General features: G+C 68.0%; 24 protein-coding genes and 1 pseudogene. 9 read left to right on the plus strand and 16 right to left on the minus strand.

The features are described 5' to 3' along the window. Positions 1-32 precede the first annotated feature (32 nt). The 9 genes from fabI to AAFN86_RS07255 all read left to right on the plus strand — a co-directional run bounded on the left by fabI (position 33) and on the right by AAFN86_RS07255 (position 10,299). Positions 33-791, plus strand: coding sequence for an enoyl-ACP reductase FabI (gene fabI, locus AAFN86_RS07215; protein WP_347542861.1), 759 nt, complete (start codon positions 33-35; stop codon positions 789-791). Between the two features lie 5 nt (positions 792-796). After that, entirely contained in the window at positions 797-1,450 is a 654-nt protein-coding gene (locus AAFN86_RS07220) for a 3-oxoacid CoA-transferase subunit A (RefSeq protein ID WP_347542598.1), read from the plus strand. Between the two features lies 1 nt (position 1,451). Then, positions 1,452-2,102: a 3-oxoacid CoA-transferase subunit B gene (locus AAFN86_RS07225; protein WP_347542599.1), complete on the plus strand. Its 651-nt coding sequence runs from the start codon at positions 1,452-1,454 to the stop codon at positions 2,100-2,102. Beyond that, positions 2,099-3,520 (plus strand): bifunctional enoyl-CoA hydratase/phosphate acetyltransferase, encoded by a 1,422-nt coding sequence (locus AAFN86_RS07230; RefSeq protein WP_347542600.1) that lies wholly within the window; start codon positions 2,099-2,101, stop codon positions 3,518-3,520. Before AAFN86_RS07225 ends, AAFN86_RS07230 begins: the two co-directional genes overlap by 4 nt. After that, the gene (locus AAFN86_RS07235) at positions 3,517-4,710 is read left to right on the plus strand and encodes an acetate/propionate family kinase (RefSeq protein ID WP_347542601.1); all 1,194 of its coding nucleotides are present in this window, start codon (positions 3,517-3,519) and stop codon (positions 4,708-4,710) included. The genes AAFN86_RS07230 and AAFN86_RS07235 overlap by 4 nt, the downstream gene beginning before the upstream one ends. A 49-nt stretch (positions 4,711-4,759) precedes the next feature. Beyond that, positions 4,760-7,066, plus strand: coding sequence for a DUF3141 domain-containing protein (locus AAFN86_RS07240; RefSeq protein WP_347542602.1), 2,307 nt, complete (start codon positions 4,760-4,762; stop codon positions 7,064-7,066). 78 nt (positions 7,067-7,144) lie between these two features. Next, positions 7,145-8,065, plus strand: a complete 921-nt coding sequence (locus tag AAFN86_RS07245) for a hypothetical protein (protein WP_347542603.1) — start codon at positions 7,145-7,147, stop codon at positions 8,063-8,065. Then, positions 8,062-9,270 carry an adenylate/guanylate cyclase domain-containing protein gene (locus AAFN86_RS07250; RefSeq protein WP_347542604.1) on the plus strand — a complete coding sequence of 403 codons (1,209 nt, stop codon included), beginning with the start codon at positions 8,062-8,064 and terminating at the stop codon, positions 9,268-9,270. Before AAFN86_RS07245 ends, AAFN86_RS07250 begins: the two co-directional genes overlap by 4 nt. A 6-nt stretch (positions 9,271-9,276) precedes the next feature. Beyond that, positions 9,277-10,299: a patatin-like phospholipase family protein gene (locus tag AAFN86_RS07255; RefSeq protein WP_347542605.1), complete on the plus strand. Its 1,023-nt coding sequence runs from the start codon at positions 9,277-9,279 to the stop codon at positions 10,297-10,299. A 66-nt stretch (positions 10,300-10,365) separates the two neighbouring features. Here AAFN86_RS07255 and AAFN86_RS07260 read toward each other — a convergent pair whose 3' ends face one another. From AAFN86_RS07260 to AAFN86_RS07335, 16 genes and pseudogenes are all read right to left on the minus strand, one after another. Beyond that, a complete protein-coding gene (locus tag AAFN86_RS07260) occupies positions 10,366-11,610 on the minus strand; it encodes an aminotransferase class V-fold PLP-dependent enzyme (RefSeq protein ID WP_347542606.1) in 1,245 nt (414 codons plus the stop codon). Further along, a complete protein-coding gene (locus AAFN86_RS07265) occupies positions 11,607-12,272 on the minus strand; it encodes a phosphoribosyltransferase family protein (protein ID WP_347542607.1) in 666 nt (221 codons plus the stop codon). The genes AAFN86_RS07260 and AAFN86_RS07265 overlap by 4 nt, the downstream gene beginning before the upstream one ends. A 4-nt stretch (positions 12,273-12,276) precedes the next feature. After that, positions 12,277-13,332 carry a 2-oxoacid:ferredoxin oxidoreductase subunit beta gene (locus AAFN86_RS07270; RefSeq protein ID WP_347542608.1) on the minus strand — a complete coding sequence of 352 codons (1,056 nt, stop codon included), beginning with the start codon at positions 13,330-13,332 and terminating at the stop codon, positions 12,277-12,279. Next, positions 13,329-15,170: a 2-oxoacid:acceptor oxidoreductase subunit alpha gene (locus tag AAFN86_RS07275; protein WP_347542609.1), complete on the minus strand. Its 1,842-nt coding sequence runs from the start codon at positions 15,168-15,170 to the stop codon at positions 13,329-13,331. The genes AAFN86_RS07270 and AAFN86_RS07275 overlap by 4 nt, the downstream gene beginning before the upstream one ends. After that, the gene (locus AAFN86_RS07280) at positions 15,155-16,948 is read right to left on the minus strand and encodes an FAD-dependent oxidoreductase (protein ID WP_347542610.1); all 1,794 of its coding nucleotides are present in this window, start codon (positions 16,946-16,948) and stop codon (positions 15,155-15,157) included. The genes AAFN86_RS07275 and AAFN86_RS07280 overlap by 16 nt, the downstream gene beginning before the upstream one ends. A 211-nt stretch (positions 16,949-17,159) precedes the next feature. Further along, positions 17,160-17,699: a protocatechuate 3,4-dioxygenase subunit alpha gene (gene pcaG / locus AAFN86_RS07285; protein ID WP_347542611.1), complete on the minus strand. Its 540-nt coding sequence runs from the start codon at positions 17,697-17,699 to the stop codon at positions 17,160-17,162. Between the two features lies 1 nt (position 17,700). Further along, complete coding sequence (gene pcaH, locus AAFN86_RS07290; RefSeq protein ID WP_347542612.1) at positions 17,701-18,405, minus strand: protocatechuate 3,4-dioxygenase subunit beta; 705 nt, start codon at positions 18,403-18,405, stop codon at positions 17,701-17,703. Between the two features lie 51 nt (positions 18,406-18,456). Further along, complete coding sequence (locus tag AAFN86_RS07295; RefSeq protein WP_347542613.1) at positions 18,457-19,383, minus strand: 3-hydroxyacyl-CoA dehydrogenase NAD-binding domain-containing protein; 927 nt, start codon at positions 19,381-19,383, stop codon at positions 18,457-18,459. Then, on the minus strand, positions 19,380-19,991 hold the full coding sequence (ureG, locus tag AAFN86_RS07300; RefSeq protein ID WP_347542614.1) for an urease accessory protein UreG: 612 nt from the start codon (positions 19,989-19,991) through the stop codon (positions 19,380-19,382). Before ureG ends, AAFN86_RS07295 begins: the two co-directional genes overlap by 4 nt. Then, positions 19,988-20,764: an urease accessory protein UreF gene (locus AAFN86_RS07305; protein ID WP_347542615.1), complete on the minus strand. Its 777-nt coding sequence runs from the start codon at positions 20,762-20,764 to the stop codon at positions 19,988-19,990. Before AAFN86_RS07305 ends, ureG begins: the two co-directional genes overlap by 4 nt. Continuing rightward, positions 20,658-21,203 carry an urease accessory protein UreE gene (locus AAFN86_RS07310; protein WP_347542616.1) on the minus strand — a complete coding sequence of 182 codons (546 nt, stop codon included), beginning with the start codon at positions 21,201-21,203 and terminating at the stop codon, positions 20,658-20,660. The genes AAFN86_RS07305 and AAFN86_RS07310 overlap by 107 nt, the downstream gene beginning before the upstream one ends. A 47-nt stretch (positions 21,204-21,250) precedes the next feature. Then, the gene (gene ureC / locus AAFN86_RS07315) at positions 21,251-22,966 is read right to left on the minus strand and encodes an urease subunit alpha (RefSeq protein WP_347542617.1); all 1,716 of its coding nucleotides are present in this window, start codon (positions 22,964-22,966) and stop codon (positions 21,251-21,253) included. A 2-nt stretch (positions 22,967-22,968) separates the two neighbouring features. Continuing rightward, a complete protein-coding gene (locus tag AAFN86_RS07320) occupies positions 22,969-23,274 on the minus strand; it encodes an urease subunit beta (RefSeq protein WP_347542619.1) in 306 nt (101 codons plus the stop codon). A gap of 119 nt (positions 23,275-23,393) precedes the next feature. Then, positions 23,394-23,693: pseudogene (locus AAFN86_RS07325) on the minus strand (urease subunit gamma); the annotation flags it as partial. Positions 23,694-23,771: 78 nt separating this feature from the next. Continuing rightward, positions 23,772-24,605: an urease accessory protein UreD gene (locus AAFN86_RS07330; protein WP_347542620.1), complete on the minus strand. Its 834-nt coding sequence runs from the start codon at positions 24,603-24,605 to the stop codon at positions 23,772-23,774. A gap of 254 nt (positions 24,606-24,859) precedes the next feature. Next, positions 24,860-25,993: a zinc-dependent alcohol dehydrogenase family protein gene (locus AAFN86_RS07335; protein ID WP_347542621.1), complete on the minus strand. Its 1,134-nt coding sequence runs from the start codon at positions 25,991-25,993 to the stop codon at positions 24,860-24,862. Between the last annotated feature and the right edge of the window lie 11 nt (positions 25,994-26,004).

Below are 26,004 nucleotides of genomic sequence, written 5' to 3' on the forward strand. Positions count from 1 at the left end.
GCGTGTGGGACCCGGACAGCCGCGTGGGGGACATGCTGAAGGGCAAGCGCGGCCTTGTCGTCGGCATCGCCAATGCCAATTCCATCGCCTATGGCTGCGCGGTGAAGCTGCGCGCCTTCGGCGCGGACCTCGCCGTGACCTATCTGAACGACAAGGCCGAGAAGCATGTCCGCCCGCTGGCGGAGGCCCTCGGAGCGTCGATCGTCGCCCCGCTCGACGCGCAGGAACCCGGGCAGTTGGAAGCGCTGTTCGCGCATATCGCCGATCGCTGGGGGCGGCTCGATTTCGTCATTCATTCCATCGCCTTCGCCCCGCGCGCCGACCTGCATGGCCGGGTGATCGACTGCTCGGCCGAAGGCTTCGCCCAGGCCATGCATGTGTCCTGCTGGTCCTTCCTGCGCATGGCGAAGCTGGCTGAACCACTGATGACCGATGGCGGCGCGCTGGTCACCATGTCCTACTACGGCGCCGACAAGGTGGTCGGGAACTACAACATGATGGGGCCGGTGAAGGCGGCGCTCGAAGCCTCGGTGCGCTATGCTGCCAATGAACTCGGCGACAAGGGCATCCGCGTCTATGCTGTCTCTCCCGGCCCGCTCAAGACCCGCGCGGCCAGCGGCATCGCGCAGTTCGACGAGCTGATCGAGATGGCGCTTGAACGCGCGCCGGCGCATCGCCTGGTCGATATCGCGGAAGTCGGCCGGGTGGTCTCCTTCCTGGTGGGCGGCGCGGCTTCGGGCATGACCGGCGACACGATCTATGTCGATGCCGGCCTGCACAACGTGGCCTGACGACGATGCGCCAGGCGATTTCGGCCGAGCGGGCCGCGGAGCTGGTCCCGGACGGGGCCTCGGTGATGATCGGCGGCTTCATGGGGGTGGGCTCGCCCCATCGCGTGATCGCCGCCCTGGCGGCGCGTGGGGCGCGGGGGCTGACGATCATCGGCAACGACACGGCGCGGCCCGGTCACGGCATCGGCGTGCTGATCGATGCGGGTTGCGTCGCGCGCTGCATCGTCAGCCATATCGGGCTCAATCCCGTGGCGCAGCGGAAGATGATGGCCGGCGAGATGGCGATCGACCTCGTGCCGCAGGGCACGCTGGCCGAACGCATCCGCGCCGGCGGCGCGGGGCTGGGCGGCGTGCTGACGCCCACCGGTATCGGCACCGTGGTCGCCGAGGGCAAGCAGGTGCTGACCATCGACGGCCGCGACTATCTGCTGGAGAAGCCGCTGCGCGCCGATGTCGCGCTGCTGCATTGCTTCGAGGCCGACTACTACGCCAACCTCACCTATCGGCTGACGGCGCAGAACTTCAATCCGGTGATGGCGCTGGCCGCCGACCTGGTGATCGCCGAACCGGACGAGATCGTGCCGATCGGCGTCATTCCGCCCGACCATGTCCGCACGCCGGGCATCGTGGTGACGCATCTGGTGGAAAGGCCGCGCTGAGATGGACGCCAAGGAGATCATCGCCCGCCGCGTGGCGCAGGAATTGCGTGACCGCACCCTGGTGAACCTCGGCATCGGGCTGCCGACGCTGGTGGCGCATTACGTGCCGGCCGGCATGCTCGTCGCCTTCCAGAGCGAGAACGGCATCATCGGCTTCGGCGCACGCCCGCCGGAGGGGATGGAAGACCCCAACCTGACCGATGCCGGCGGCGGGTTCATCACCGCCCTGCCCGGCGCATTCGCCTTCGACAGCGCGACATCCTTCGCGCTGATCCGCGGCGGGCATCTCGCGATGACCGTGCTGGGTGGTCTGCAGGTGGATGCGCAGGGCCATCTCGCCAATTGGATGGTGCCGGGCAGGATGGTCGCCGGCATGGGTGGTGCCATGGACCTCGTCGCCGGCGCGCAGCGCGTCGTCATAGCCATGCAGCACGCGGCCAAGGGGGAAGCGAAGATTGTGCCGAAGTTGACCTTGCCACCGACTTCCTCCCGCCGGGTCAGCCTGGTGGTTACCGACCTTGCCGTGATCGAACCCACGGCCGAGGGCCTGGTGTTGCGCGAACGGGCCCCGGGAGTCGCGGTCAGCGAGATCCTCGCCGCCACCACCGCTCCGCTGATCCTGCCTGCAACCGTCCCGGAGATGACGCTGTGACCATCACCGCCCCCGCCCTGGTCGGACACGCCTGGGACGACATCAAGGTCGGCGAGACCGCGACCATGACGCGCGTCTGCACGCCGAACGACCTGATCGTCTTCGCGCATGCCTCGGGCAACTTCAACCCGGTGCACCTGCCTGGCGAATCGGAACAGGAAACCGGCCATGCCCCGGTCGCACCAGCCATGTGGTGCGCCTCGCTGTTCTCAGCCGTGCTGGGCAACAAGCTGCCGGGGCCGGGCACCGTCTACCGTGCGCAGACGCTGCGCTTCCATGCCCGTGTCGAATCCGGCGATGCGGTGATCGCCGCGGTGACCGTGCGGGAGAAGCTGCCGGGCAATCTTCTCGTGATCGATTGCCGGCTGGAGAAGGAGGATGGCACCCTCGTGGTCGACGGCACCGCCGAGGTCAGCCCGCCGCCGATTCGCCTGGTCACCGATGGCGTGATCATTCCGGAACTCACCCTGCTGCCGCGCGGCAAGTTCTCCCGCCTGCTGGCGGCCTGCCGAGGCATTCCGCCGATGCCAACCGCCATCGCCGCGCCGACCGACGGGAATTCCCTCGGCGGTGCCTGGGAAGCGACGAAGGAAGGTCTCATCGAACCGATCCTGGTCGGTCCGGAAGCGACGATCCGTGCCGAGGCGCTGAAGATCGGCTGGGACCTCGCCGGCGTGCGGATCGAAGCGGTGACGACGGACCACGACGCGCCCGCCCGCTGCGTCTGCCTGGTGCATGAAGGCCGCGCCGAGGCCATTATGAAGGGCAACATCCATTCGGATGAGGTGCTGCGCCACGTCACCAAATCCGATGGAGGCCTGCGCACCGGCCGGCGCATCAGCCATGTCTTCGTGCTCGACATTCCCGGCCATGAAGGGCTGATGCTGATCACCGACGCGGCGATCAACATCCTGCCCGACCTGATGACCAAGGCCGACATCGTGCAGAACGCGATCGACCTGGCGCAGGCGATCGGGCTGAAACAGCCGCGCGTCGGCATCCTTTCGGCGGTCGAGACCATCAACCCGGCGATCCCGTCCACCATCGACGCCGCCGCGCTCGCGAAGATGGCAGAGCGTGGGCAGATCAAGGGCGGGCTGGTGGATGGGCCGCTGGCGATGGACAACGCGGTGGACCTGGAAGCGGCGCGCACCAAGGGCATCCATTCCTCGGTCGCCGGCCGTGCCGATGTGCTGGTCGCGCCGAACCTCGAGGCTGGCAACATGCTGGCCAAGCAGCTGGTGTTCCTCTCGCAGGCCGATACCGGCGGGCTGGTGGTGGGTGCGAAGGTGCCGGTCATGCTGACGTCCCGAGCCGATGACGAACATGCGCGGCTGATGTCGGCCGCCCTCGCCGTGCTGTATGGCCATTGGCGGCGCACGGGCGTCTGCCTGGTGCCGGAGCTCGGCGCAGCATGAGCGATGCGGTCCTCGTCCTCAACGCAGGCTCCTCCTCCATCAAGTTCGAGCTGTTCGAGGTGGTCGGCGACCGCGCCGAGACGCGCCTCGATGGCCAGATGGAAGGGATCGGCGCCTCGCCGCACCTGATCGCGCGCGACGCGCGGCGCCAGGTGCTCGCCGATCATCGCTGGCCGGGCCCCGACGTTGCCGACCATGTCGCCGCGCTGGTGCGCATCATGGAAGGCATCGGCCCGGCGATCGAAGGACGCCGCATCATCGCCGTCGGCCATCGCGTGGTGCATGGCGGGCCAGACCTTGCCGCGCCGATGCTGGTGGATGAGCTGGCGATGGGAAAGCTGAGGGCGCTGATGCCGCTGGCGCCGCTGCACCAGCCGCACAACATCGCCGGCATCGAGGCCGCCTCCCGCCGCTTCCCCGGCGTGCCGCAGATCGCCTGCTTCGACACCGCCTTCCATCGCGCCCATGACTGGGAGGCAGACACCTTCGCCCTACCGCCGGAATTCTACGCCCGCGGCATCCGCCGCTACGGGTTCCATGGCCTGTCCTACGAATACATCTCCCACCTTCTCGCCGAGGAGGATCCTGCGCTGGCCGCCGGGCGCGTGGTGGTGGCGCATCTGGGCAACGGGTCCTCGCTGTGCGGCATCCGCAACGGGCGCAGCATCGACAGCACCATGGGCTTCACCGCGCTGGACGGCGTGCCGATGGGCACGCGCTGCGGCCAGATCGACCCCGGCGTGCTGCTGCACCTGATGCAGGCCGAGGGCATGGATGCGGCCGACCTGACCGGGTTGCTCTACGGCAATGCCGGGCTGAAGGGCATGTCGGGCATCAGCCAGGATGTGCGCGACCTGGAGAAAAGCACCGACCCGCGCGCCGCCCAGGCGCTGAGCCATTTCGCCTGGCGCGTGCGGCGGGAGATCGGCGCGCTGGCCGCCGCCATGGGCGGGATAGATGCGCTGGTCTTCACCGCCGGCATCGGGGAGAACGCCCGCACCCTGCGCGCGCGCATCTGCGAGGGTCTCGGCTTCCTCGGCATCGCGATCTGCCCGGATCGCAACGCAGCCAATGACCCCGAGATCGCCCTGCCCGGCGGGCCGACCCGCGTGCTGGTGCGCGCCACCGACGAGGAATCGATGATCGCCCGGCACGTTCTGACTTTGTTGCATTGCAGCAAAAACACTTGAACCGCGGGCGCCGGGGGACCACAAGGGCGCATAAAAGGGAACGCAAATCATGCCGAAGACCGCCGCCCTCCCGACCCGTGAGGTGATGGAAAAGGCCAGCGAGACCGCGACGCGCGTGCTCGACCAGGTGCGTGACATGACGGATGTGGTCGGCCGCCACGCCGCCGCGCTGATGCCGATGATGCAACCCGAACAGGCCATGGCCGCCCTGCGGGAAGCCGCCGCTGCCTTCGCCCGCCCGCCCGCCGCGCTGGCGCAGGATGCGCAGGCCTATGCGGCCGATGCCGCCCAGCGCCTGGTGATGTTCTGGGACGTCATGCGAGAGGCCGGCAATAATTTCGTCGAGCATGAGAAGGCCGGCTGCCCGCCCGTGCTGTTCTTCGACTACGACACGGTTGTCGATGGCCGCAGCCTGACCCGCCCGGTCAACTACGCCCTGGTGCGCATCCGCGCGCCCGAGGGCGCCCCGCCGCTCGACCCGAAGCTGCGCCCCTTCGTCATCATCGACCCGCGCGCCGGCCACGGCGCAGGCATCGGCGGCTTCAAGTCGGACAGCCAAGTGGGCGTGGCGCTGCGCCGCGGCCATCCGGTCTATTTCGTCATCTTCTTCCGTGACCCGGAAAAGGGCCAGACGATCCTCGACGTCACCGCCGCCGAAGCGGCGTTCCTGACGCGTATTGCGACGGACCATCCCCAGGCGCCCAAGCCGGTAGTCATCGGCAACTGCCAGGGCGGCTGGGCGTCGATGATGCTCGGTGCAGCGGCCCCCGATGCAGTGGGCGCGCTGGTCCTGAACGGCGCGCCGCTGTCCTATTGGGCCGGCGAGAAGGGACGCAACCCGATGCGCTACCTCGGCGGGCTGGCCGGTGGCGGCTGGCCGGCGTCGCTGATGGCCGACCTCGGCAATGGCAAGTTCGACGGCGCCTCGCTGGTGTCGAACTTCGAGAGCCTGTCGCCGGGCGCGACCTGGTTCCGCAAGTATTTCGATCTCTATGCGAAGATCGATACAGAATCCCAGCGCTTCCTGGAATTCGAGCGCTGGTGGGGCGGCTACTTCCTGATGACGCGCGACGAGATCCGCTGGATCGTCGACAACCTGTTCATCGGCAACCGCTTCTCGACCGGCCAGATCAGCTCCGGCGGCGGCGAGACCTTCAACATGCGCGAGGTGAAGGCGCCGGTCATCGTCTTCGCGTCGTCGGGCGACAACATCACCCCGGTCGGCCAGGCGCTACGCTGGATCGCCGACGTCTACCGCGACGAGCAGGAGATCAAGTCGCTCGGCCAGACCATCGTCTACCTGCTGCACGACCAGATCGGGCATCTCGGCATCTTCGTCTCGGGCGCGATCGCCAAGAAGGAACACACCGAGATCGCCACGACGCTCGAGATGATCGAGGCGGTGGCCCCCGGCCTGTACGAGATGAAGATCACCGGCCATGACGGGTCCGGCGGCAATGAGGAATGGCAGGTCGAACTGGTCGAGCGGAAGATCGCCGACATCCGCGCAATCTCCGGCGAGGTCGGCAACGAGGCATTCCCCGCCGTCGCCAAGATCTCGGAGATGAACCAGAACCTCTATGACGTTCTGGTCTCCCCCATCGTGCGCCAGTTCGTCACCGAGGAGGCCGCCGAGGCGCGCCGGCAGGCGAGCCCGATGCGCATGCGCCGCTACATGTTCAGCGACATGAACCCCTTCATGATGCCGATCCGCGCGATGGCGGGCCTCGCGCGCCAGCATCGCGCGCCGGCCGAGCAGGACAACCCGTTCCTAGCGGCCGAGAAGGCCTGGGCCGATGGGGTCGAGCGCAGCATCGACGCCTGGCGCGACATGCGCGACGCCTGCAGCGAGATCGCCTTCCACGCCATCTTCGGCGGCCTTGCCGCCGCCGGCGTCACCGGCGACGAAAGCGCTGAGGAAGCCGAGGCGGCGCGGCGGTCCATCCCCGTCGAGCCGGCCCAGTTGAACGAGGCGCGCGGCCGCGTGGCCACCGGTGGCTATGCGGAGGCCGTGATCCGCATGATGATCCTCCTCGCCGATGCGCGCGGCGGCGTGCGCCGTTCTCGCCTGGCCCGATCCAATACGCTGCTGACGACCGAACCGCCCTTCGTCGGCATGAGCCCGGCCGCACGACAGGCGATGATCCGCGAGCAGACTGTGATCGTGACCCTGTTGCGGGAGGAAGCGCTCGCCGCGGTGCCGAATCTGCTGAGCACGGCTGTGGAACGCCGCAAGGCGCTTGCCGCTGTCGAGCAGGTGGCCGGGCCCGATGAGGAACTGGGCGACAAGGCGCGGGAGATGTTGGGGCGGTTGCGCCAGATCCTCGGCCTCGGCCCCAAGCCGGCGGTCGCCTGACGGTCGCCGGCCGCGACGGAAATCTCCCAACGCGGCGTCGTGACGGTCTAGGGTGTTCGGCCACGTCCGACGGAAGCCATGGCCGCTGCGGCCGAGACGAGCATCGAGGTTCTGGACCTCGCCCTGCGGGCGGGCTTTCCTGTCGTTGCCATGCGACAGGCCGAACACGCCATGTTGGCGCAACGCGAAGGACCGCCGGATGTCGCGGGCGCGGTGACGCTGGCCCTGCAGGACGCCTGCGGCGACCAGTCGCCGTCTGCTGCCGTGCAACGCACAGCCCATGCTATTGCCGAGGCCGTTGAGCGGCACGGCGCCGGATTCCCGCCGGGAGCCGAGCCTGCCTATCACGACCGCCACCATCAGGCAGAAGCCACGCGCGCCATGGGCTGGCTGGCCGGGGCGGCGCGTAGGCGCGGTCTGCTCGACACCCATCAGGCCGCGTTGGCCGTCGCTGCGATGGCCGCCCATGACCTGCTGCACGACGGCCGGGTCCATGAGGAGCGCGGCAAGCTGGAGCGGGCCTCGGCCGATGCCGCTGCCACGATCGCCGCGGCGCAGGACCTGCCGGCGCAGGACATCGCCCTGCTGCGGCGCATGGTGCTCGCCACGACCTGGCCGTGGGCGGAGCACGAGGCCCCCGACCTCGCCTGCCACCTGGCCCGCGAAGCCGACCTGTTCGGCAGCAGCCTGCCGGTGCTCGGGCCCCACCTCAGTCGGCTTCTGGCGCGTGAGCTCTCGATGGCAGGCCAGGCATCCGCCGACAGTGTCGCGAGCCATGCCGCCCGGGTCGCCTTGCTGAAGCTGATGCCCCCGGCGACCGTGCCGGCGCAGGCGCTCGGCCTTGACCAAGTCCGTGCCGCACAATTGGAGGCCTATGCGGGGGTGGCGCGGCGCCTCGGCCTGGATGAGGCCAGCGAGGAGGCGGCAGCGGCGGCTCTCGACACCATGGATTCCGCGGATGCGGAGGCGCTGCTCGCCTGGGCGGATACGCAGGCATGAGTGCACCTTCGCGAGGCCTGCCACTCCTGGCGATGCTGCTGCTGCTGGTCGGCATGGCCGTGGCGTTGTTGATCGCCGCGCTGTGGTTGGCCGCCGATCTGCCTGTCGCAGCCTTGGCGCTCGCGGCCGCCGGACTGCTGGCCGGAGGCACAGGGGCCGCCCTGGTCGCGCATCGCATCGCAGCAGCGTTGCGACGGCTTGGGCGGGAGGCGGAATCGATCCGCCGGCTCGACCTGTCCGGGCCGCTGGCGCCGCCTGGCGGGGCGGCCGAGGTGAATGCCCTGGGTGAGGCAATGGGCGGGATGAAATCCGCGCTACGCCTGTTCAGCGTCTATGTGCCCCGCGACCTGGTGCGCAAGCTGATGGCCGAGGGTGCCGAGGTGAAGCTCGGCGGGGAGCGCCGGCGGCTGACTGTGATGTTCTCCGACGTGCAGGGCTTCACCACCATCGCCGAGCACATGGATCCGGAGGAGCTGATGCACGTCACCTCCACCTATTTCCAGGCGCTGACGGATGACCTGCTGGTCCATCACGCGACCATCGACAAGTATATCGGCGATGCGGTGATGGCGATCTGGAACGCGCCGAAGCGCGACCTGGCGCATGCGCTGCATGGCTGCCGCGCAGCACTGCACGCCCGCCACCTGACGCTGCGGCTGGAGGAGGACTTCAGCGCACGCGGCTGGCCGCGCCTGCACACACGTTTCGGCCTGCATAGCGGGGATGCGGTGGTAGGCAATGTCGGATCAACCGATCGCATGGCCTACACGGCGATCGGATCCATGGTGAACATCGCTTCCCGGCTGGAGGGCATGAACAAGCTGTACGGGACGCAGATCCTGGTATCGGAGGCAACGCGCCTCGGCGCGGGCAGCGGCTTCGTGTTCCGCCCGGTCGATCTGGTGCAGGCGAAGGGCGCGCAGGACGCACTCGAGGTGCATGAATTGGTCGGCCTGTCCGTGGCGTCCGATCCGAAGGAGGCGCCGCTGCTCGCCGATCGCGGGCTGGTTGCGCGACTGCCGGCCTGGGGCGAGGCCATCCGTTGCTTCCGCGCCGGCCAGTTCGCCCGCGCGAGCGAGGCGCTGCGCGAAGCCGGCGACCCCGCACAGGACCCGCTGGTGGCGGCCTATGCGGCTCGTATCGCGCGATACCCGGATGGGCCGCCCGCAGGCTGGTCGCCCGTGACGCGGCTGGACAGCAAGTAGGACCGCATGGCCACGCACAACCGCAAGACGATCAAGCTGGCGCTGCAGGGTGGCGGTTCACATGGCGCCTTCACCTGGGGGGTGCTCGACCGCCTGCTCGCCGATGAACGCATCGAGGTCGAGGCCGTGGTGGGCACCAGCGCCGGCGCGATGAACGCCGCCGTACTGACCGACGGGCTGATCGCCGGCGGGCCGGCCGAGGCGCGGCGGCGGCTCGATGTGTTCTGGGAGGGCATCGGCGAGATGGCGCGCCTGTCGCCGATCCAGCCGACGCCGATCGACCAGATGTTCAGCGCGGGGAATATGGATTTCTCGCCACTGTGGCGCTTCGCCGATGTGCTGATGCGGCAGTTCTCGCCCTATGAACTGAACCCGGCCAATGCGAACCCGCTGCGCGAGCACCTGGAAGCCACGGTGGATTTCGCGCGGCTGCGCAGCACGCCCGGCCCCGCGCTGTTCGTCTGCGCGACCAATGTGCTGACCGGGCGGCTGCGCGTGTTCGAGCGCGCGGAGATGAGTGCCGCCGCGGTGATGGCTTCGGCCTGCGTGCCGCTGCTGCACCACACGGTCGATGTCGAGGGCCAGCACTACTGGGATGGCGGGTATTGCGGCAATCCGCCGATCTTCCCCCTGATCTACATGGGCGGCGCGCCGGACATCGTCATCGTGCAGTTGAACCCGATCAACATCCCCGAGGTGCCGCGCGACATCCGCGCCATTGTCGACCGGATGAACACGCTGGCCTTCAACTCCTCCCTGATGCGGGAGATGCGGATGATCCGCTTCGTGACGGATCTCATCGACCAGGGGCAGTTGCCGAAGGACAAGCATCTGCGCTGCTTCATCCACACGGTCGATGCCGAGGAGGAACTGGCCGCCTTCAATGCGAGTTCGAAGATGAATGCGAGCATCGGCTTCCTGCACCACCTGCGGGCGCTGGGCGTGGCGCGGGCCGAGACCTTCCTGGACGCGCATTTCGATGCGATCGGGGTGAACTCGTCCACCGATATCGTCACGAAGTTCCTGTAGCCCGCCCGCCCCCACGCAAGCGGCTGCGACCCGTGGCGTGCGCGAGCAACGGTGCCGCGCGCCCCGTCAGTAGGTGCCTTCGTTCGCGCCGATGCGCGCGCCGTGCCCGCCACGGGCGGCATCGACCGCGCGGGCGACGGCTTCGACGTAGTCCTGCGCCACCTCCCGGTGGATCGGGTTCAGGTGCAGATGGATGCCGTCGGGTTCCTGCTGCCGCCCGACCAGCCAGCCCTCAGCATCCAGCGCCGCGGCCACCTTGCCGACATCAAGCGCCGGGTCCGTGGCCCGCCAGACGAAAATGCACAGGTCGCTCGGCTCGAGGATGGCGAGCCCCGGAATGGCGCCGATGCCCGCCGTCATGATGGCCTTCGCCTCCATGATCAGCCTCGCGCAGCGCAAATAGCCGTCGTCGCCAAGGTGATTCATCGCCGCCCAGGCCGCGGCAACGGCGCCGCCCGGGCGCGTGCCCTGGGTCGTGTAGGCGGCATAGGGTCCGCGCTGCCAGGCGCGGCTTTCGAACTTGTGCCATTCGCGATCGGCGGCATCGGCGACCAGCAGCAGCGAGGCCCCCTTGGGCGCCATGCCGTGCTTGTGGATGTCAGCCGAGAGCGAGGTGACGCCAGGCACCGACAATTCGAAGGCTGGCACGTTATGGCCGAGACGCCGCACATAGGGTGCGAGGAAGCCGCCCACGCAGGCATCGACATGCATCCAGGCACCACGCGCCATGGCCAGTTCGGCGAGTTGCTCGATCGGATCGAAGGTACCGAAGGGGTAGTTCGGCGCGGAGCCGACGAGAGCGACCGTGTCGGCATCCATCCGCGCGGCCATCGCCTCGACAACCGCGCGCAGGTCGGCGCCGATCGGCACGCGCCGCACCTCGATACCCAATGCTTCCGCCGCACGGTCGAAGGTGAGATGCGCGCTGTTGGGCAGGACGATGTTCGGCCGCGTGATCCCACGCTGCGCGCGCGCCTTGTTCCGCGCCGCCATCATGGCGAGGAAGATGCTCTCCGACCCACCCGAGGTGAAGGTCCCGCCGGCCCCGGCACCACCGCCGAGCAGCGACAGCGCCATACCGACCACCTCATCCTCGATCGTCTTGAGCGAGGGATAGGCGCGCTGGCCAAGGTTGTTCTCGGTCCAGAAGGCCAAGTAGGCCTCCTGCTGGACGCGTTCGAGTTCCTCGTCCAGCCAGTAGAAGTAGACGGCGAGCCGGCCGCGCCGCCAGTCGCGGTCCCCCACCTTGCGGGCCGTGAGGTCGGCCATGATTTCGGCAGGCGAGCGTCCGGCGGCGGGGATCGCGATCATGGCTGGTCCTTCCGTGAGGCGGCGAGCAGCAGGGCGAGCACCTCCTCATCCTCGAGTTGGTGGAAATCGGCGTAGCAGCCGCCGATGCCGAACGGGATCTCGCTCACCTCGGCACAGACGATGCGGTCGCATTCGGCCTGCAACGCCGCGATGCTGTCCGCCGGTGCTACAGGTATCGCCAGGATCAGCGGTGTCGCTCCCTGCTGGCGCAACGCACGCAACGCGGCGCGGGCACTGGCACCCGTGGCGAGACCGTCATCCACCAGAATGGCCGAACGCCCCTCCGGATTGGGTCGGTCGAAGTCTGTCAGATACATCGCCTGCCGGCGTCGGAGTTCCTGTTCCGCCCGGGCGCGGGCCGTCGCGATGTCCGCCTCGGTTAGCCCGCAGGCGGCGATGATGTCGGCGTTGAGCAGAGGTTCTGCGGTACCCTCGGCCAGCGCGCCGAGGGCAAGTTCGGCATGCCAGGGCACGCCAAGCTTGCGCACCAGGAAGGGGATCAGCGGCGCGTGCAACGCCTTTGCGATCGGCGCAGCCACCGCCGCCCCGCCGCGCAGCAGACCGTAGACGATGGGATCACGCAGCCCGAGCCCGGCGAGCAGCGGCACCAGCCGCTGCCCGGCGTCGCGCCGGTCCGGGAACAGGATGCCGGACCGGCGCATCGCATCAGCGCAACGACGCGTTCACCTTCGCCAGCGCATCCACGCCCGGGCACAGATCCACATCGCCCAATGCGTTGAGCGGCCCGGCGACGGTGCCGAGATGTTCGTGCAGCGCCGAAGGCTCCGGATCGACGTAGATCAGGCCGGTGACGATCTCTCCGGCCGCCTTGCGTTCCAGGATGTGGTGCATGGCCGAGGCGCGGTTGGTGGGGTCGTGGCCTTCATGCAGCTTGCGCAGGCGCAGTACCGAGCCGTCATGCTGCACCACGTCCGTCACCTCCCCGGGCGCGTAGGAGACGGTGATTTCACTGCGGTTCAACATGATGTCGAGCTTGTTCAGCGCGTCATTGTGTTCACGCACATAGTCGTAGGACTTGGTGCTGCCGGGGTGGTTGTTGAAGGCGACGCAGGGGCTGAGCACGTCGATGAAGGCCGCGCCTTCATGCAGCAGAGCGGCCTCGATCAGCGGCACCAACTGCTCCTTGTCGCCGGAGAAGGAGCGCGCGACGAAGGTCGCCCCCAATTGCACAGCGATGGCTGCGAGGTCGATCGGCTGGTCGGTGTTGACGGTGCCCTTCTTCGCGATCGATCCGAGGTCGGAGGTCGCGGAGAACTGGCCCTTGGTCAGCCCATACACGCCGTTGTTCTCGACGATGTAGGTCATGTTCACGCCGCGGCGGATGGAATGGGCGAACTGGCCGAAGCCGATCGAGGCACTGTCGCCATCGCCCGACACGCCCAGATAGACCAGGTCACGGTTCGCCAGGTACGCCCCGGTCAGCACCGATGGCATACGCCCATGGACGGAATTGAAGCCGTGCGCGGCGCCGAGGAAGTAGGTCGGTGTCTTGGACGAACAGCCGATCCCCGAAAGCTTGGCGATGCGGTGCGGCGGGATCGCCAGGTTGAAGCACGCCTGGATGATCGCGGCGCTGATCGAATCATGCCCGCAGCCTGCGCATAGCGTGCTGATGGCACCTTCATAGTCGCGCCGCGTCAGCCCGACCGAATTCGTCGGCAGCTTCGGGTGATGCAGCTTGGGCTTGGGCAGGAAGGTCATGGCGTGGCCTTGCGGAACGGCAGGACATTGGCCGACGACGCGCGATCGGCGATGGCAGCCTGGATGAAGCGGGCGGTGATCGGCGTGCCGTCGTAATGCAGCACCGGCACCAGCTTCGCCGGGTCGATCTCTTCCTCATTGACCAGCAGCGTGCGCAGCTGCGCGTCGCGGTTCTGTTCCACCACGAAGACGCGGTCATGGGCCGCGATGAAGTCGGCCACATCCTGGTGGAAGGGGAAGGCGCGGATGCGCATGGCATCGAGATGCACGCCCTGGGCTTCGAGGGCGCCCAGCGCTTCCTTCATCGCGGCGGAGGTCGAGCCGTAGTAGATGACCCCATCACGCGCCTTTTCCTTCGCCGGGCGTATGACCGGGCGCGGAACCAGCGACTTCGCCGTGTGGAACTTCTTCAGCAGGCGCTGCATGTTGTCCACATAGGGCGCGCCTTCCTCCGTATAGCGCGCCTGCCGGTCGCGCGACGTCCCGCGCGTGAAGAAAGCACCCTTGTCCGGATGCGTGCCCGGCCAGGTCCGGTACGGAATGCCGTCGCCATCGACGTCAAGGTAGCGACCGAAGGATTGCGCGGCATCGAGGCCCGCCGCATCCAGCACCTTGCCGCGATCCATCCGGCGGTTCGGATCCCAGGTGAAGGGCTCGCACAACCAATCATTCATGCCGATGTCGAGGTCGAGCATGACGAAGATCGGGGTCTGCAGCCGGTCTGCCAGGTCGAAGGCATCCGCGCCGAAGGTGAAGCATTCATTCGGGTCTTCGGGCAGCAGCATGACGTGCTTGGTGTCGCCATGGCTGGCATAGGCAGCCGACAGCAGGTCGGATTGCTGGGTGCGCGTCGGCATGCCGGTGGACGGCCCGGCGCGCTGCACGTCGAACAGCACGGCGGGGATCTCGGCGAAGTACGCAAGGCCGAGGAATTCCTGCATCAGCGACACGCCGGGGCCGGATGTCGCGGTGAAGGCGCGCGCCCCGTTCCAGGCCGCACCGATCACCATGCCGATCGAGGCCAGTTCGTCTTCCGCCTGCACGATGGCGTAGCGCTTCGCCCCGGTCTCGGGGTCCTTGCGCAGGCGCGTGCAGTATTTCTCGAAGGCTTCAGCGAGCGAAGTGGAAGGCGTGATCGGATACCAGGCGCAGACCGTCGCCCCGCCATAGACGGCGCCGAGGCCAGCAGCGCCGTTGCCATCGATGAAGATGCGGTCGCCGACCTTGTCGGCACGCTTCAGCGTCAGGCCGATCGGGCATTGCAGATTCGCCTGGGCCCAGTTGCGCCCCATTTCCAACGCGGCGTAGTTCGCCGGGACCAGCTTCTCCTTGCCCTTGAACTGGGCGGCGATGGATTGCTGGACGGCTTCCGCTTCCATGTCGAGCAGTGCGGACAGCGCACCGAGATAGACGATGTTCTTGAACAGCTGCCGCTGCCGCGGGTCTGAATAGGCGGCGTTGGTGATCTCGGTCAGCGGCACGCCGATGACGTTGATGTCGTCGCGGAATTTCGACTTCGGCATCGGACGCGTCGAATCGTAGAACAGGTAGCCGCCTGGCTCGATCTCGGCGACGTCGCGGTCCCAGGTCTGCGGGTTCATCGCGACCATCATGTCCACGCCGCCGCGACGGCCCATGTGGCCGGCCTCGGACACACGCACCTCGAACCAGGTGGGAAGCCCCTGGATGTTGGACGGGAAGATGTTGCGCGATGCGATGGGGATACCCATCCGCATGATGGATTTCGCGAAGAGCCCGTTGGCCGAAGCGGAACCGGACCCGTTGACGTTGGCGAATTTGACGACGAAGTCGTTCGTCGCGGTTAGCGGCTGTGGCATGCGTGCGCCTTCGGCTTCGCTGTCTCGAGCAGGAATTTCTGCATGTCCCAGGCACCGGTCGGGCAGCGCTCGGCGCACATGCCGCAGTGCAGGCAGACGTCCTCGTCCTTCACCATCACGCGGCCCGTCTTCAGGCCGTCCTGCACATACAGGTCCTGGTATAGGTTCACCGCCGGCGCCTTAAGGCGCGAGCGCAGATCGTCCTCCGCGCCATTCTCGGTGAAGGTGATGCAGTCGGTCGGGCAGATGTCGACGCAGGCATCGCATTCGATGCAGGTCTTGGCGTTGAACACCGTCTGCACGTCGCAGTTAAGGCAGCGCTGCGTCTCATGGAACGCCATCTCCCGGTCGAAGCCGAGTTCGACTTCCGCGGTGATGTCACGCAGCGATTTCTCGGCCGGCAGATGCGGCACCTTGAAGCGCAGGTCGAGCGAGACCTCGTTGTCATAGGCCCATTCATGGATGCCCATCTTCTGGCTGGCGATCGTGGTCTCCGGCGAAGGACGATTCTTCACGTCCTCCCCGCGGCAGAACAGGTCGATCGACAGCGCCGCGTCATGGCCGTGGGCGACCGCCCAGATGATGTTCTTCGGCCCGAATGCTGCATCGCCGCCGAAGAAGACCTGCGGCAGCGTCGATTGCAGCGACGCTTCGTGCAGCACGGGCAGGCCCCAGCGGTTGAAGTCGACGCCGGCATCGCGCTCGATCCAGGGGAAGGCGTTCTCCTGGCCGATCGCGACGAGCACGTCGTCGCATTCAATGGTCACGTCCGGCTCGCCGGTCGGCAGCAATTGGCGGCGGCCCTTGTCGTCATATTGCGCGGCGACCTTCTCGAACACCATGCCGGTCAGCCGGCCATGGTCGTGCAGCACTTCCTTGGGCACCAGGAAGTTGAGGATGGGGATGCCCTCCCCAAGCGCGTCCTCCTTCTCCCACGGCGACGCCTTCATCTCCTCGAAGCCCGAACGGACCACGACCTTGACCTCCGCGCCGCCGAGCCGGCGGGCGGAGCGGCAGCAATCCATCGCGGTATTGCCACCGCCCAGGACGATGACCCGCTTACCGATCGAGGTGACATGGCCGAAGGACACCGAGGACAGCCAGTCGATGCCGAGATGGATGTTCGCCGCAGCCTCGGCGCGCCCCGGCACGTCCAACTCTCGTCCGCGCGGCGCACCGGAGCCGACGAACACCGCATCATAGCCGTCCGTGAGCAGCCCCTTCAGGCTGTCCACCCGCCGGTTCATGTGGCTGACCACGCCGCCGCGGTCGAGGATGTAGCCGCATTCCTCGTCAATCACTTCCTCGGGCAGGCGGAAGCGCGGGATCTGCTGGCGGATGAAGCCGCCCGCCTTGGATGCGCTGTCGAAGACATGCACCTCATAACCGAGCGGTGCGAGGTCGCGCGCCACCGTCAGGCTGGCCGGCCCGGCGCCGATGCAGGCAATCCGCTTTCCGTTCCGCTGCTGCGGGATCGGCGGCATCCGATGGCTGACATCACCCTTGTTGTCGGCCGCGACGCGCTTGAGGCGACAAATCGCGACCGGTTCCTCCTCCACGCGGCCACGTCGGCAGGCGGGCTCACAGGGGCGATCGCAGGTGCGGCCGAGGATTCCCGGAAAGACGTTCGACTGCCAGTTCACCATGTACGCGTCGGCGTAGCGCCCGGCCGCGATCATCCTGATGTATTCGGGCACCGGCGTATGCGCCGGGCAGGCCCATTGGCAATCGACGACCTTGTGGAAGTAGTCGGGGGATGTGATGTCGGTCGGCTTCACGCGCACGGCCTCCCTTGGGCTGGATGCCGCGTGGCGTGGAACAAAACGCCGATTCCATCAAGATCAGCCATGCTGCGACCGGCAACGGGCGGCCGCTCAAGCGCGATAGTCATTCCGGTTCGTCACTCCCCGCCGTTCCACGGCTTGGGCTGATGCTGCCCCAAGGCGCATGTATCGGCAATGCGCTGATTCTTGCTGCAACGCAGCGCGGTTATGCCTCGAGGAAGACGGTCTCCCCTTCCCCCTGCAGCCGGATGTCGAGCCGCCAAGCGCCGCCGCCCGCCGCCTGCGCGATGAGCGTGCCGCGCCGCGCCTGCGGCACCAAGGCGAGGATCGGATCCTCGGTCAGCCGCCCATCGCCGGCGAAATAGGCGCGCGTCGTCACCCCGGCCATCAGGCCACGGGCGAAGATGGCGATGACGATGTGCGGCGCCTGGGTGCTGTTGCCTGGCCCAGGCACCGCGCCAGGCTTCAAGGTAACGAAGCGATAGACGCCCTCGGCGTCGCTGGCACAGCGGCCGAAGCCGTGGAACGCCGAATCGTAGCGGCCATCGGCATCGGCCTGCCAGATCTCAACCAGCGCATCCGGCACCACGGCGCCGGTGCCGTCGGTGATGCGGCCGGTCAGGATGATCCGATCCCCGGCCGCGGTCGCATTGGGACCGTCGGCGCGCAGCAGGTCCGCCCATTCGGGAAAGTCGATCATGTGCCAGTAGGGGCCGGCGGTCTGGCTGGCGGTCGCGTGGGTCATGTCAGGCATTCTCGAAGGGCGTGGCGGCGCGGCCGCGCAGGACGATGTCGAAGCGATAGCCCAGGGCCCAGTCCGGCTGCATCAGCGCCGGGTCCAGATCCGCGACCAGTCGACCGCGTGCCGCGGCGTCGCCGCTGCCCTGGAAGATCGCGTCGAAGGCCAGCAGCGGGTCGCCCGGGAAATACATCTGGGTGATCATGCGCTGCGCGAAACCGGCGCCATGCAGGCCGAAATGGATATGCTGCGGCCGCCAGCCCGGCCCCGGGTTGCGCCAGGGATAGGCCCCCGGCCGAACCGTGGTGAAGCGGTAGGTGCCATCCTCATCCGTGAAGACCCTCCCGCGCCCGAGGAAGTTCGGGTCGAGCGGCGCATCGTGCTGGTCGCGTGCATGGTGGTATCGGCCGGAGGCATTGGCCTGCCAGACCTCGACCATCGCCTTGGCCAATGGGCGACCATTCTCGTCGGTCACGCGGCCGGCGACGATGATGCGCTCACCCATCGCCGTCCTGCCATCCACCACCGACATGTCGTCATGCGGCGCGTACCACGCCGTGGCGAAGCGCGGCGCCGAGGCCTCCGTCAGGGTAGTGGGGATGCGGATCGGCGCAGCGGTGGGATGCCGGTTCGCCGTGCTGCGGTAGCTCGGCAGGTCGAGCGGTGGCTGGCTGCCGGCCGCGATCGGCCGATACGGGATCGGGTCCGCCATGATGGTTCCTCCCTATTCTGCGCGGACGGTGGAAGCGGCCAGGCCCGCCCGTCAACCTTCTTCCTTCAGGATGCGGACAGCGGCGAGCAGCGCGCGTTCATATCGCGCCCGTTCCTTCGCCGTGACATCCGCCGGCCAGTCGCGGAAGCCGCGTCCGGTCTTGGGCCCGAGGCGGTTTTCCGCCACAAGCCGCGCCAGGGTGGGGCTCGGATCCGGGCTGTTGCACAGGGAGGGATAGATGGTCCGCCCGGCTTCGAGCTGCGTCTCCAGCCCCGCCAGTTCCTTCTGCGTGATCGGCCCGGCGGCCAGGTAGCGAAAGCCGAAGCAATAGCGCACGGCGTTGTCGACATCCTCCGCGGTGGCGAGGCCCTGGTCGATGACCGAGAATGCCTCTCGCATCAGCGCATGCTGGATGCGGTTGGCGAGGAAGCCCGGCACATCGCGCGCCACGCGGATCACCTTGCGGCCGAGGCCATCCATGATGGCGGCGACGGCATCGCAGATCGCTGGGTCGGTATGCTCGCCCTGCACGACCTCGACGCCGGGCACCAGATGCGCGGGGAGGAAGAAGTGCAGGTTCGCGCAGCGGGTGCGCGTAGCGATGTGACCGGCGATGTCGGTGATGCGGTAGCCGGATGCGTTGGAGACGATTGGGATGGCCGCCGGCACCAGCGTATCGAGTTGCGCGAACAGTGCCTGCTTGAGCGCGAGTTTCTCGGGGATGGCCTCAACCACCATCTCGGCCGTGGCGTAGTCGGCTGCCTCGGCCGTCGCCAGCAGCGCCAAATGCGCCGCTTCGGCCGGATCGCCATCCAATTGCCCGATCGACTGTCGCACGCGCGCCTGGATATCGGGCCAGCGAGCCTCGGCCGGTTCCACCGCCGTCACGCGCCAGCCCCCGGCGAGAAAGATCGCGGCGATGTCGCAGCCCATCAGGCCCATGCCGATGATCACGGCATGGCGACGCGGGGCGGTCATGCCGCGATTCCGCCCTGGCGCAGGACGAAATCGGCGATCTCGGCCACGCCCCTGTTCTCCTTCAGGTTGGTGAAGACAAAAGGCCGCGCGCCGCGCATCCTGCGCGAATCCCGGTCCATCACCGACAGGTCGGCGCCTACCAGCGGGGCCAGGTCGATCTTGTTGATCACCAGCAGGTCCGACCGCGTGATGCCCGGCCCGCCCTTGCGCGGGATCTTGTCTCCCGCGCTGACGTCGATGACGTAGATCGTCAGGTCCGCCAGCTCCGGGCTGAAAGTGGCGGCCAGGTTGTCGCCGCCGCTTTCGATGAACAGCACTTCAAGACCGGGGAACTTCTCCGTCATGTCGTGGACGGCGGCGAGGTTGATCGAGGCATCCTCACGGATCGCGGTATGCGGGCAACCGCCGGTCTCGACACCGGTGATGCGCGCCGGATCGAGCGCGCCGGCGCGGGTGAGGAATTCCGCATCTTCCTTGGTGTAGATGTCGTTGGTGATGACCGCGATGTCGTGCCGGTCGCGCAGATGCTTGCACAGGCGCTCGGTCAGGGCGGTCTTGCCGGAACCGACGGGACCGCCGATGCCGACGCGGAAAGGACCGTTCTTCATGACCTGAATAGCCTCGTGTACTGGGTTTCGTGGCGGATCGAGAACAGATCGAGCGCCGGGCTCGCGGTGCCAAGCCGGTCGAGGTCGGCAGACAGTGCCGCCTCCGTCGCGGCGGTGACAACCGGCATCAGGGCGGCGGTCGCCTTCTGCCCATCCGTCTGGCCAAGCGGCACCAGCCGTACCCCTGCGGAGACCAGGTTGGCCGCGAAGGCCGACAGATAGCCGAAGACAGCCGGACGCAGATCGACCCCATGCGTCGCCGCCGCCGCGCCAAAGCCCACGGCGTGGACTATGCGGCGTGGATGCCGCGCCATGAAGGCCGCAAGGCGCGGTTCCGGCCAGGCGGCCAGTGTCACGGACAGGAAGGCGGTGCCCTGCGCCTCGGCCTCCAGCGCCGTTTCCGCCGTGCCGCGCCAGGCGGCGCCGAGTTCGGTGACCTTGTCCAGCACGCGCGACTTGCCCGCCGCCATGGCGCGGTACGCGGCGGCCAGCAGCGCGCCATCGACCCGCCCGGCACCATCGCGCAGCGCGGCGCCGATGTAGGCCGCGAGATCATCGCGGTCGCGCACCGCGCCGTCCTCCACCGCCGTCTCCAGGCCATGGCTGTAGGTATAGGCGCCAACCGGATAGGCCGGGCTCAGCCAGGCCAGCAGCCGGTAGAGCGCGTCAGTGGTGGTGGTCGCTGTGGTCGTGATCGTGGTGATGGTCGTGGTCGCCGTGATCGTGGTGGTGATGGCCGTGCCGTTGGCCGGGGTCGTGGTTGTGCTGGCCATAGGCGCCGCCCTCCGGGTCGAAGGGTACCTCCACCTTGCGTACGACCGCGCCGAGTCCTTCCAACATATGCACGATGACATGGTCGTCGCGGATCAGCAGGCGTTCGCCGTCGATCTGCGTCGGCAGGTGACGATTGCCGAGATGCCAGGCGATGCGGGCAAAATGCTCGTGGTCCTTGGCGGTGATCTCGACCAGTGGCTCGGGAGCGGCGCGCACCCGCACGAAGCCGCCCGTGGCCAGGGCGAGGCCGTCGCCCTCCCGCAGCACCATCGCCTCCGGCAGGTCGAGCAGGAAGGCGAGCCCCCCCTGCCCCGTGTACAGCTTGCGGCGGCGGAAGCGGTCGTCGAAATCGACCAGCACGGCGTCGCGCGCCTCCGCTTCCGGCCAGGAGCCGGCGCGCAGCACGTCGGTCGCGCGGGGGGTGCTTTCCTCGTCCATCGTCATCCTCGTTGCACGGGCGCGGCTCTCGAAGCCATAGGGCCAGGTCAGAACAGGAAGTAGCGCTGCGCCATGGGCAGAGCCTTCGCAGGTTCGCAGACCAGCAGCACGCCATCGGCGCGCACTTCATAGGTCTCGGCATCGACCTCGATGCGCGGCAGCGCGTCGTTGTGCAGCATCGACCGCTTGCTGATCCCGCCACGGCAATTGCGCACCGCGGCGAGTGGCCGCGCCAGGCCGACCCGCCCGGCGATATCGGCCTCGATCGCCGCCTGGGAGACGAATGTCATCGAGGTCGCCCGCATCGCCGATCCACAGGCGCCGAACATCGGCCGGTAATGCACCGGCTGCGGCGTTGGGATCGACGCATTCGGATCGCCCATCAGCGACATGGCGATGGCCCCGCCCTTGAGGATCATCTCCGGCTTCACGCCGAAAAAGGCCGGCGACCACAGCACCAGGTCGGCGAGCTTGCCGACCTCGATGCTGCCGACATGGTCGGCCACACCTTGGGAGATCGCCGGATTGATCGTGTACTTCGCGATGTAGCGCAGGGCACGGCGGTTGTCGTTCTCACCGGTTTCGTCCGGCAGGCGGCCGCGCTGCACCTTCATCTTGTGCGCGGTCTGCCAGGTGCGGATGATGACCTCCCCCACGCGGCCCATCGCCTGGCTGTCGGACGACATCATGCTGATCGCGCCGATGTCGTGCAGGATGTCCTCGGCCGCGATGGTTTCCTTGCGGATGCGCGATTCCGCGAAGGCGACATCCTCGGCAATGCGCGGGTCGAGGTGATGGCAGACCATGAGCATGTCGAGATGCTCGTCCACGGTGTTCACCGTGTAGGGCATGGTGGGGTTGGTCGACGAGGGCAGGATGCACGCCTCGCCCACCAGACGAAGAATGTCCGGTGCATGTCCACCACCGGCACCTTCGGTATGAAAGGCCTGCACGACACGGCCGCCGATCGCCTTGATCGTCTCCTCGACGAAGCCGGATTCGTTCAGCGTGTCGGTATGGATCGCGACCTGGATGTCCATCGCATCGGCCACCGACAGACAGGTGTCGATCGCCTTGGGCGTTGTGCCCCAATCCTCATGCAGCTTCAGCCCGCAGGCGCCCGCCTTGATCTGTTCCTCCAGCGCGGCGGGCAGTGCGGCATTGCCCTTGCCGAGGAAGCCCAGATTCATCGGGAAGGACTCGGCGGCCTGCAACATGCGCGCGAGGTGCCAAGGCCCCGGCGTGCAGGTCGTCGCCAGCGTGCCATGCGCCGGCCCGGTGCCGCCGCCGAACATGGAGGTGACACCCGATGCCAGTGCCTCCTCGATCTGCTGCGGGCAGATGAAATGGATATGAGGGTCGATCCCACCGGCAGTCAGGATGCGCCCCTCACCGGCGATGATTTCCGTCCCCGGCCCGATGACGATGGTCACACCCGGCTGCGTATCAGGGTTGCCGGCCTTGCCGATTGCGGCGATGCGCCCGTCCTTGAGGCCCACATCCGCCTTGATGATGCCGGTCACCGCATCGAGGATCAGCGCATTGGTGATGACGGTGTCCATCGCACCATTCGCGCGCGTCACCTGCGACTGGCCCATGCCGTCGCGGATCACCTTGCCGCCGCCGAACTTCACCTCCTCGCCATAGGTGGTGAGGTCGCGTTCCACCTCGATGATGATTTCCGTGTCGGCCAGCCGTACGCGGTCACCGACGGTGGGTCCGTACATGCCGGCATAGGCGGCGCGGGAGATGCGTGTCGCCATGCTCAGAGCGCTCCTTCCGTCTCGCCGCGAAAGCCGTGCACGATGCGTGCGCCGGTAAATTCAATCAGGCGAACCTTGCGGGTCTGCCCCGGTTCGAAGCGCACCGCCGTACCGGCCGCGATGTCGAGGCGCTTGCCGCGCGCCATTTCGCGATCGAATCGCAGCAGCGGGTTGGTCTCGGCGAAATGGTAGTGACTGCCGACTTGCACGGGGCGGTCACCGGTATTCGCCACCTCGATCTCGATCGCGTCGCGGCCGGCGTTCAACTCGATGTCGCCGGCCATGGGGAGGATCTCGCCCGGGATCATCGACGGGCTCCCTTCGGCTTGGTGATCGGCTTCTTCGCCTTAGCGGCAGGCTTCTTAGCCGGCTTCGCCGTGGCCTTCGCCACCGGTTTCTTCGCAGCTGGCTTCGCCTTCACCGCGTCGCGGATCGGTTCATGCACCGTCACCAGTTTGGTGCCGTCCGGGAAGGTCGCCTCCACCTGGATCTCGTGGATCATCTCGGCGATGCCGTCCATCACCTGGTCGCGCGTCAGCACCTTGGCGCCGTCGCGCATCAGGTCCGCCACGCTGCGCCCGTCCCGCGCGCCCTCCACGACGAAATCGGTGATCAGCGCCACCGCTTCGGGGAAGTTCATCTTCAGCCCACGGTCAAGCCGCCGGCGCGCGACGATCGCGGCCATCGCCACCAGCAACTTGTCCTTTTCCCGAGGCGTCAGGTTCATCCGATTCCGCTCCTCCGCCGACCCGGCCCATGCGCTCCACCACGCAGCAAGCGGCGCGCCATCATGGCCGCCCCGGGTTCAACTCGTCCACAGCCGCGGCAGGACCGGTGCCGCCCCGAGGACCCGCGCGCGCAGCAGGCGAATGGCCTCGCCCAAGCCGTAGCGCACGGCGGGGGCTCCACCCAACCACCGCAACAGCAGCAGCCCGGGGCGCGCCAGGGTCGCAGCCGCGCCCGCCTCCCGCGCTGCATCGCGCGCCTCGGTCAGCGGCGCTTCGGACGCGACCAGCAGCGTCGCGCAGGCTTCTGCGCCGGCAAAACCGAAGGGGTGGTCGAGACGCGCGCGGATCCCCTGCCCCAGCGACAGGCCATCGGCCCATAGCAGCGTCCCGCCGCGCCGCAGCCGCCAGGAATCGGCCAGGCTGCCGCTGTGCATCGCCTCGCCGCGCGCATGGCGGCCGAAGACCAGCATTTCCGTCATCATCAGCCTCGCGGCCGGGGCAAGATCGACATCCAACCGCCGCGTGAGCCGAGCGCCGTCGAACAGAATGGTCTCCTGCGGCAACCATTCCAGCGTCCCGCCCGCCGCGACATGCAGCCGCGTCGCGATGCGCGTCTCCGGCCCCAGGCTGCGATAGATCTTCTCGGCCGCCGGCGTGCTCACCACGGCATGGGCGCCGGGTTCGAGCGTCACCGCGACCGTCACCTCATCCCCGCCCGCCAGTCCACCGGCGGTATTCACCAGCGCCGCCAGCGGCGGTTCTCCCGGTTCGGCATCGGGGAACAGGATGCGCATCGGTGCGGCCTGATCCAGATCGATGAGCCGCGTCGCCCCGCGCGCGACAGCGAAGCGCAGCGCGGCGCCGCCCCGCGATCGCTGATGGGTCACACGGTCATCGCTGGGGCGTGGCATCCGCGCCACCCTGCCATGGTGCTGCGATGTTGCAAGCACGGACGCCATGCCCACGAACCGCGCAGTGAACGCCCAATCGGCAAGCATAACGGCGCGATGCATCGCATTGGGCCGCGAGAGCACACCAGGATCGTGCCCAGATCATCCAAGTACCGCGGCGCACCAGTGCTGGGTGCGAAAGCAAGGCGGCCGGCTGGCCGCCATCCGCGGGGCCAAAAGAACTCCGGCTGGCCGCCGCGGCGGCGGCCAGTCGCTCAGGCGTTCGGCCGCAGCATCTGCCGCAGCACTGCGCCATCCGAGAGCAGGTCGAAGCCCTCATTGATCTGGTCGAAGGTGATGTGGCTGGTCTTGAGCTTGTCCACCGGCAGCTTGCCGCGCCGATACAGGCCGAGCAGACGTGGCAGGTCGCGTTCCGGCACGCAGGAGCCCATGTAGGACCCGCGGATCGAGCGCTCCTCGCTGACCATCGACGCATGCAGGTAGGACACCTGCGCGTTGATGTTGGGCAGCCCGGCGCTGATCGTCTCGCCGCCGCGCGCGGTGATGGCGATGGCAAGCTGCATGGCCGGGATGGACCCCGCCGTCTCGATCACCGTGTCCACGCCGCCGTCGGTCGCCTCGCGCACCTGGGCCGCGCAATCCGCGTTGCCGGCAAGGAACACATCGGTCGCGCCCCATTGCTTCGCCAGCTCAAGTTTCTGCGGATTTGTGTCGATGGCGATGATGCGTTCAGCACCGGCCGCCACCGCTCCGAACAGCGCATTCATCCCGACACCGCCGAGGCCGACCACGGCGACCTGCTCGCCCGCCTTCAGCGCGGCGGTATTCAGCACCGCGCCAGCGCCGGTCATCACCGCGCAGCCGAAGATCGCGGCATCGTCCAGCGGAATGTCCTTGCCGATCTTCACGGCCGAGCGCCGCGCCACCACCGCATATTGCGCATAGAGCGACAGCCCGGAATTGTGGTTGATCGGCGTGCCGTCCAGCCGCTTCAGCCGCCGCGTGCCGGTCGGCAACTGCCCCGCCGCGCGAAAGGAATTCCCGGTCGGGCAGATGTTCGGCCGACCCCGCACGCAATACCGGCAATTGCCGCAGGACGGCGCGAAGACGGTGACGACGTGGTCGCCCTCCTTCAGATCCGTCACGCCAGCCCCAACCTCGCGCACGATGCCCGCGCCCTCATGGCCGATGACGATGGGCAGCGGTCGCGGGCGCTGGTTCTCGATGGTGGACAGGTCGGAATGGCAAAGGCCGGCCGCGGCGACCTCGATCAGCAATTCCCCTGGCCCGGGGGGATCGAGTTCCACCTCCTCGACCACCATCGGCAGGGACTTGGCATAGGGTCGGGGTAGCCCCTGTTCGAACAGGATGGCGGCCTTCATGCGCATGGTGTCGTTTC

It is taken from the genome of Roseomonas sp. CAU 1739 (assembly GCF_039839775.1).
GTDB lineage: Bacteria > Pseudomonadota > Alphaproteobacteria > Acetobacterales > Acetobacteraceae > Neoroseomonas.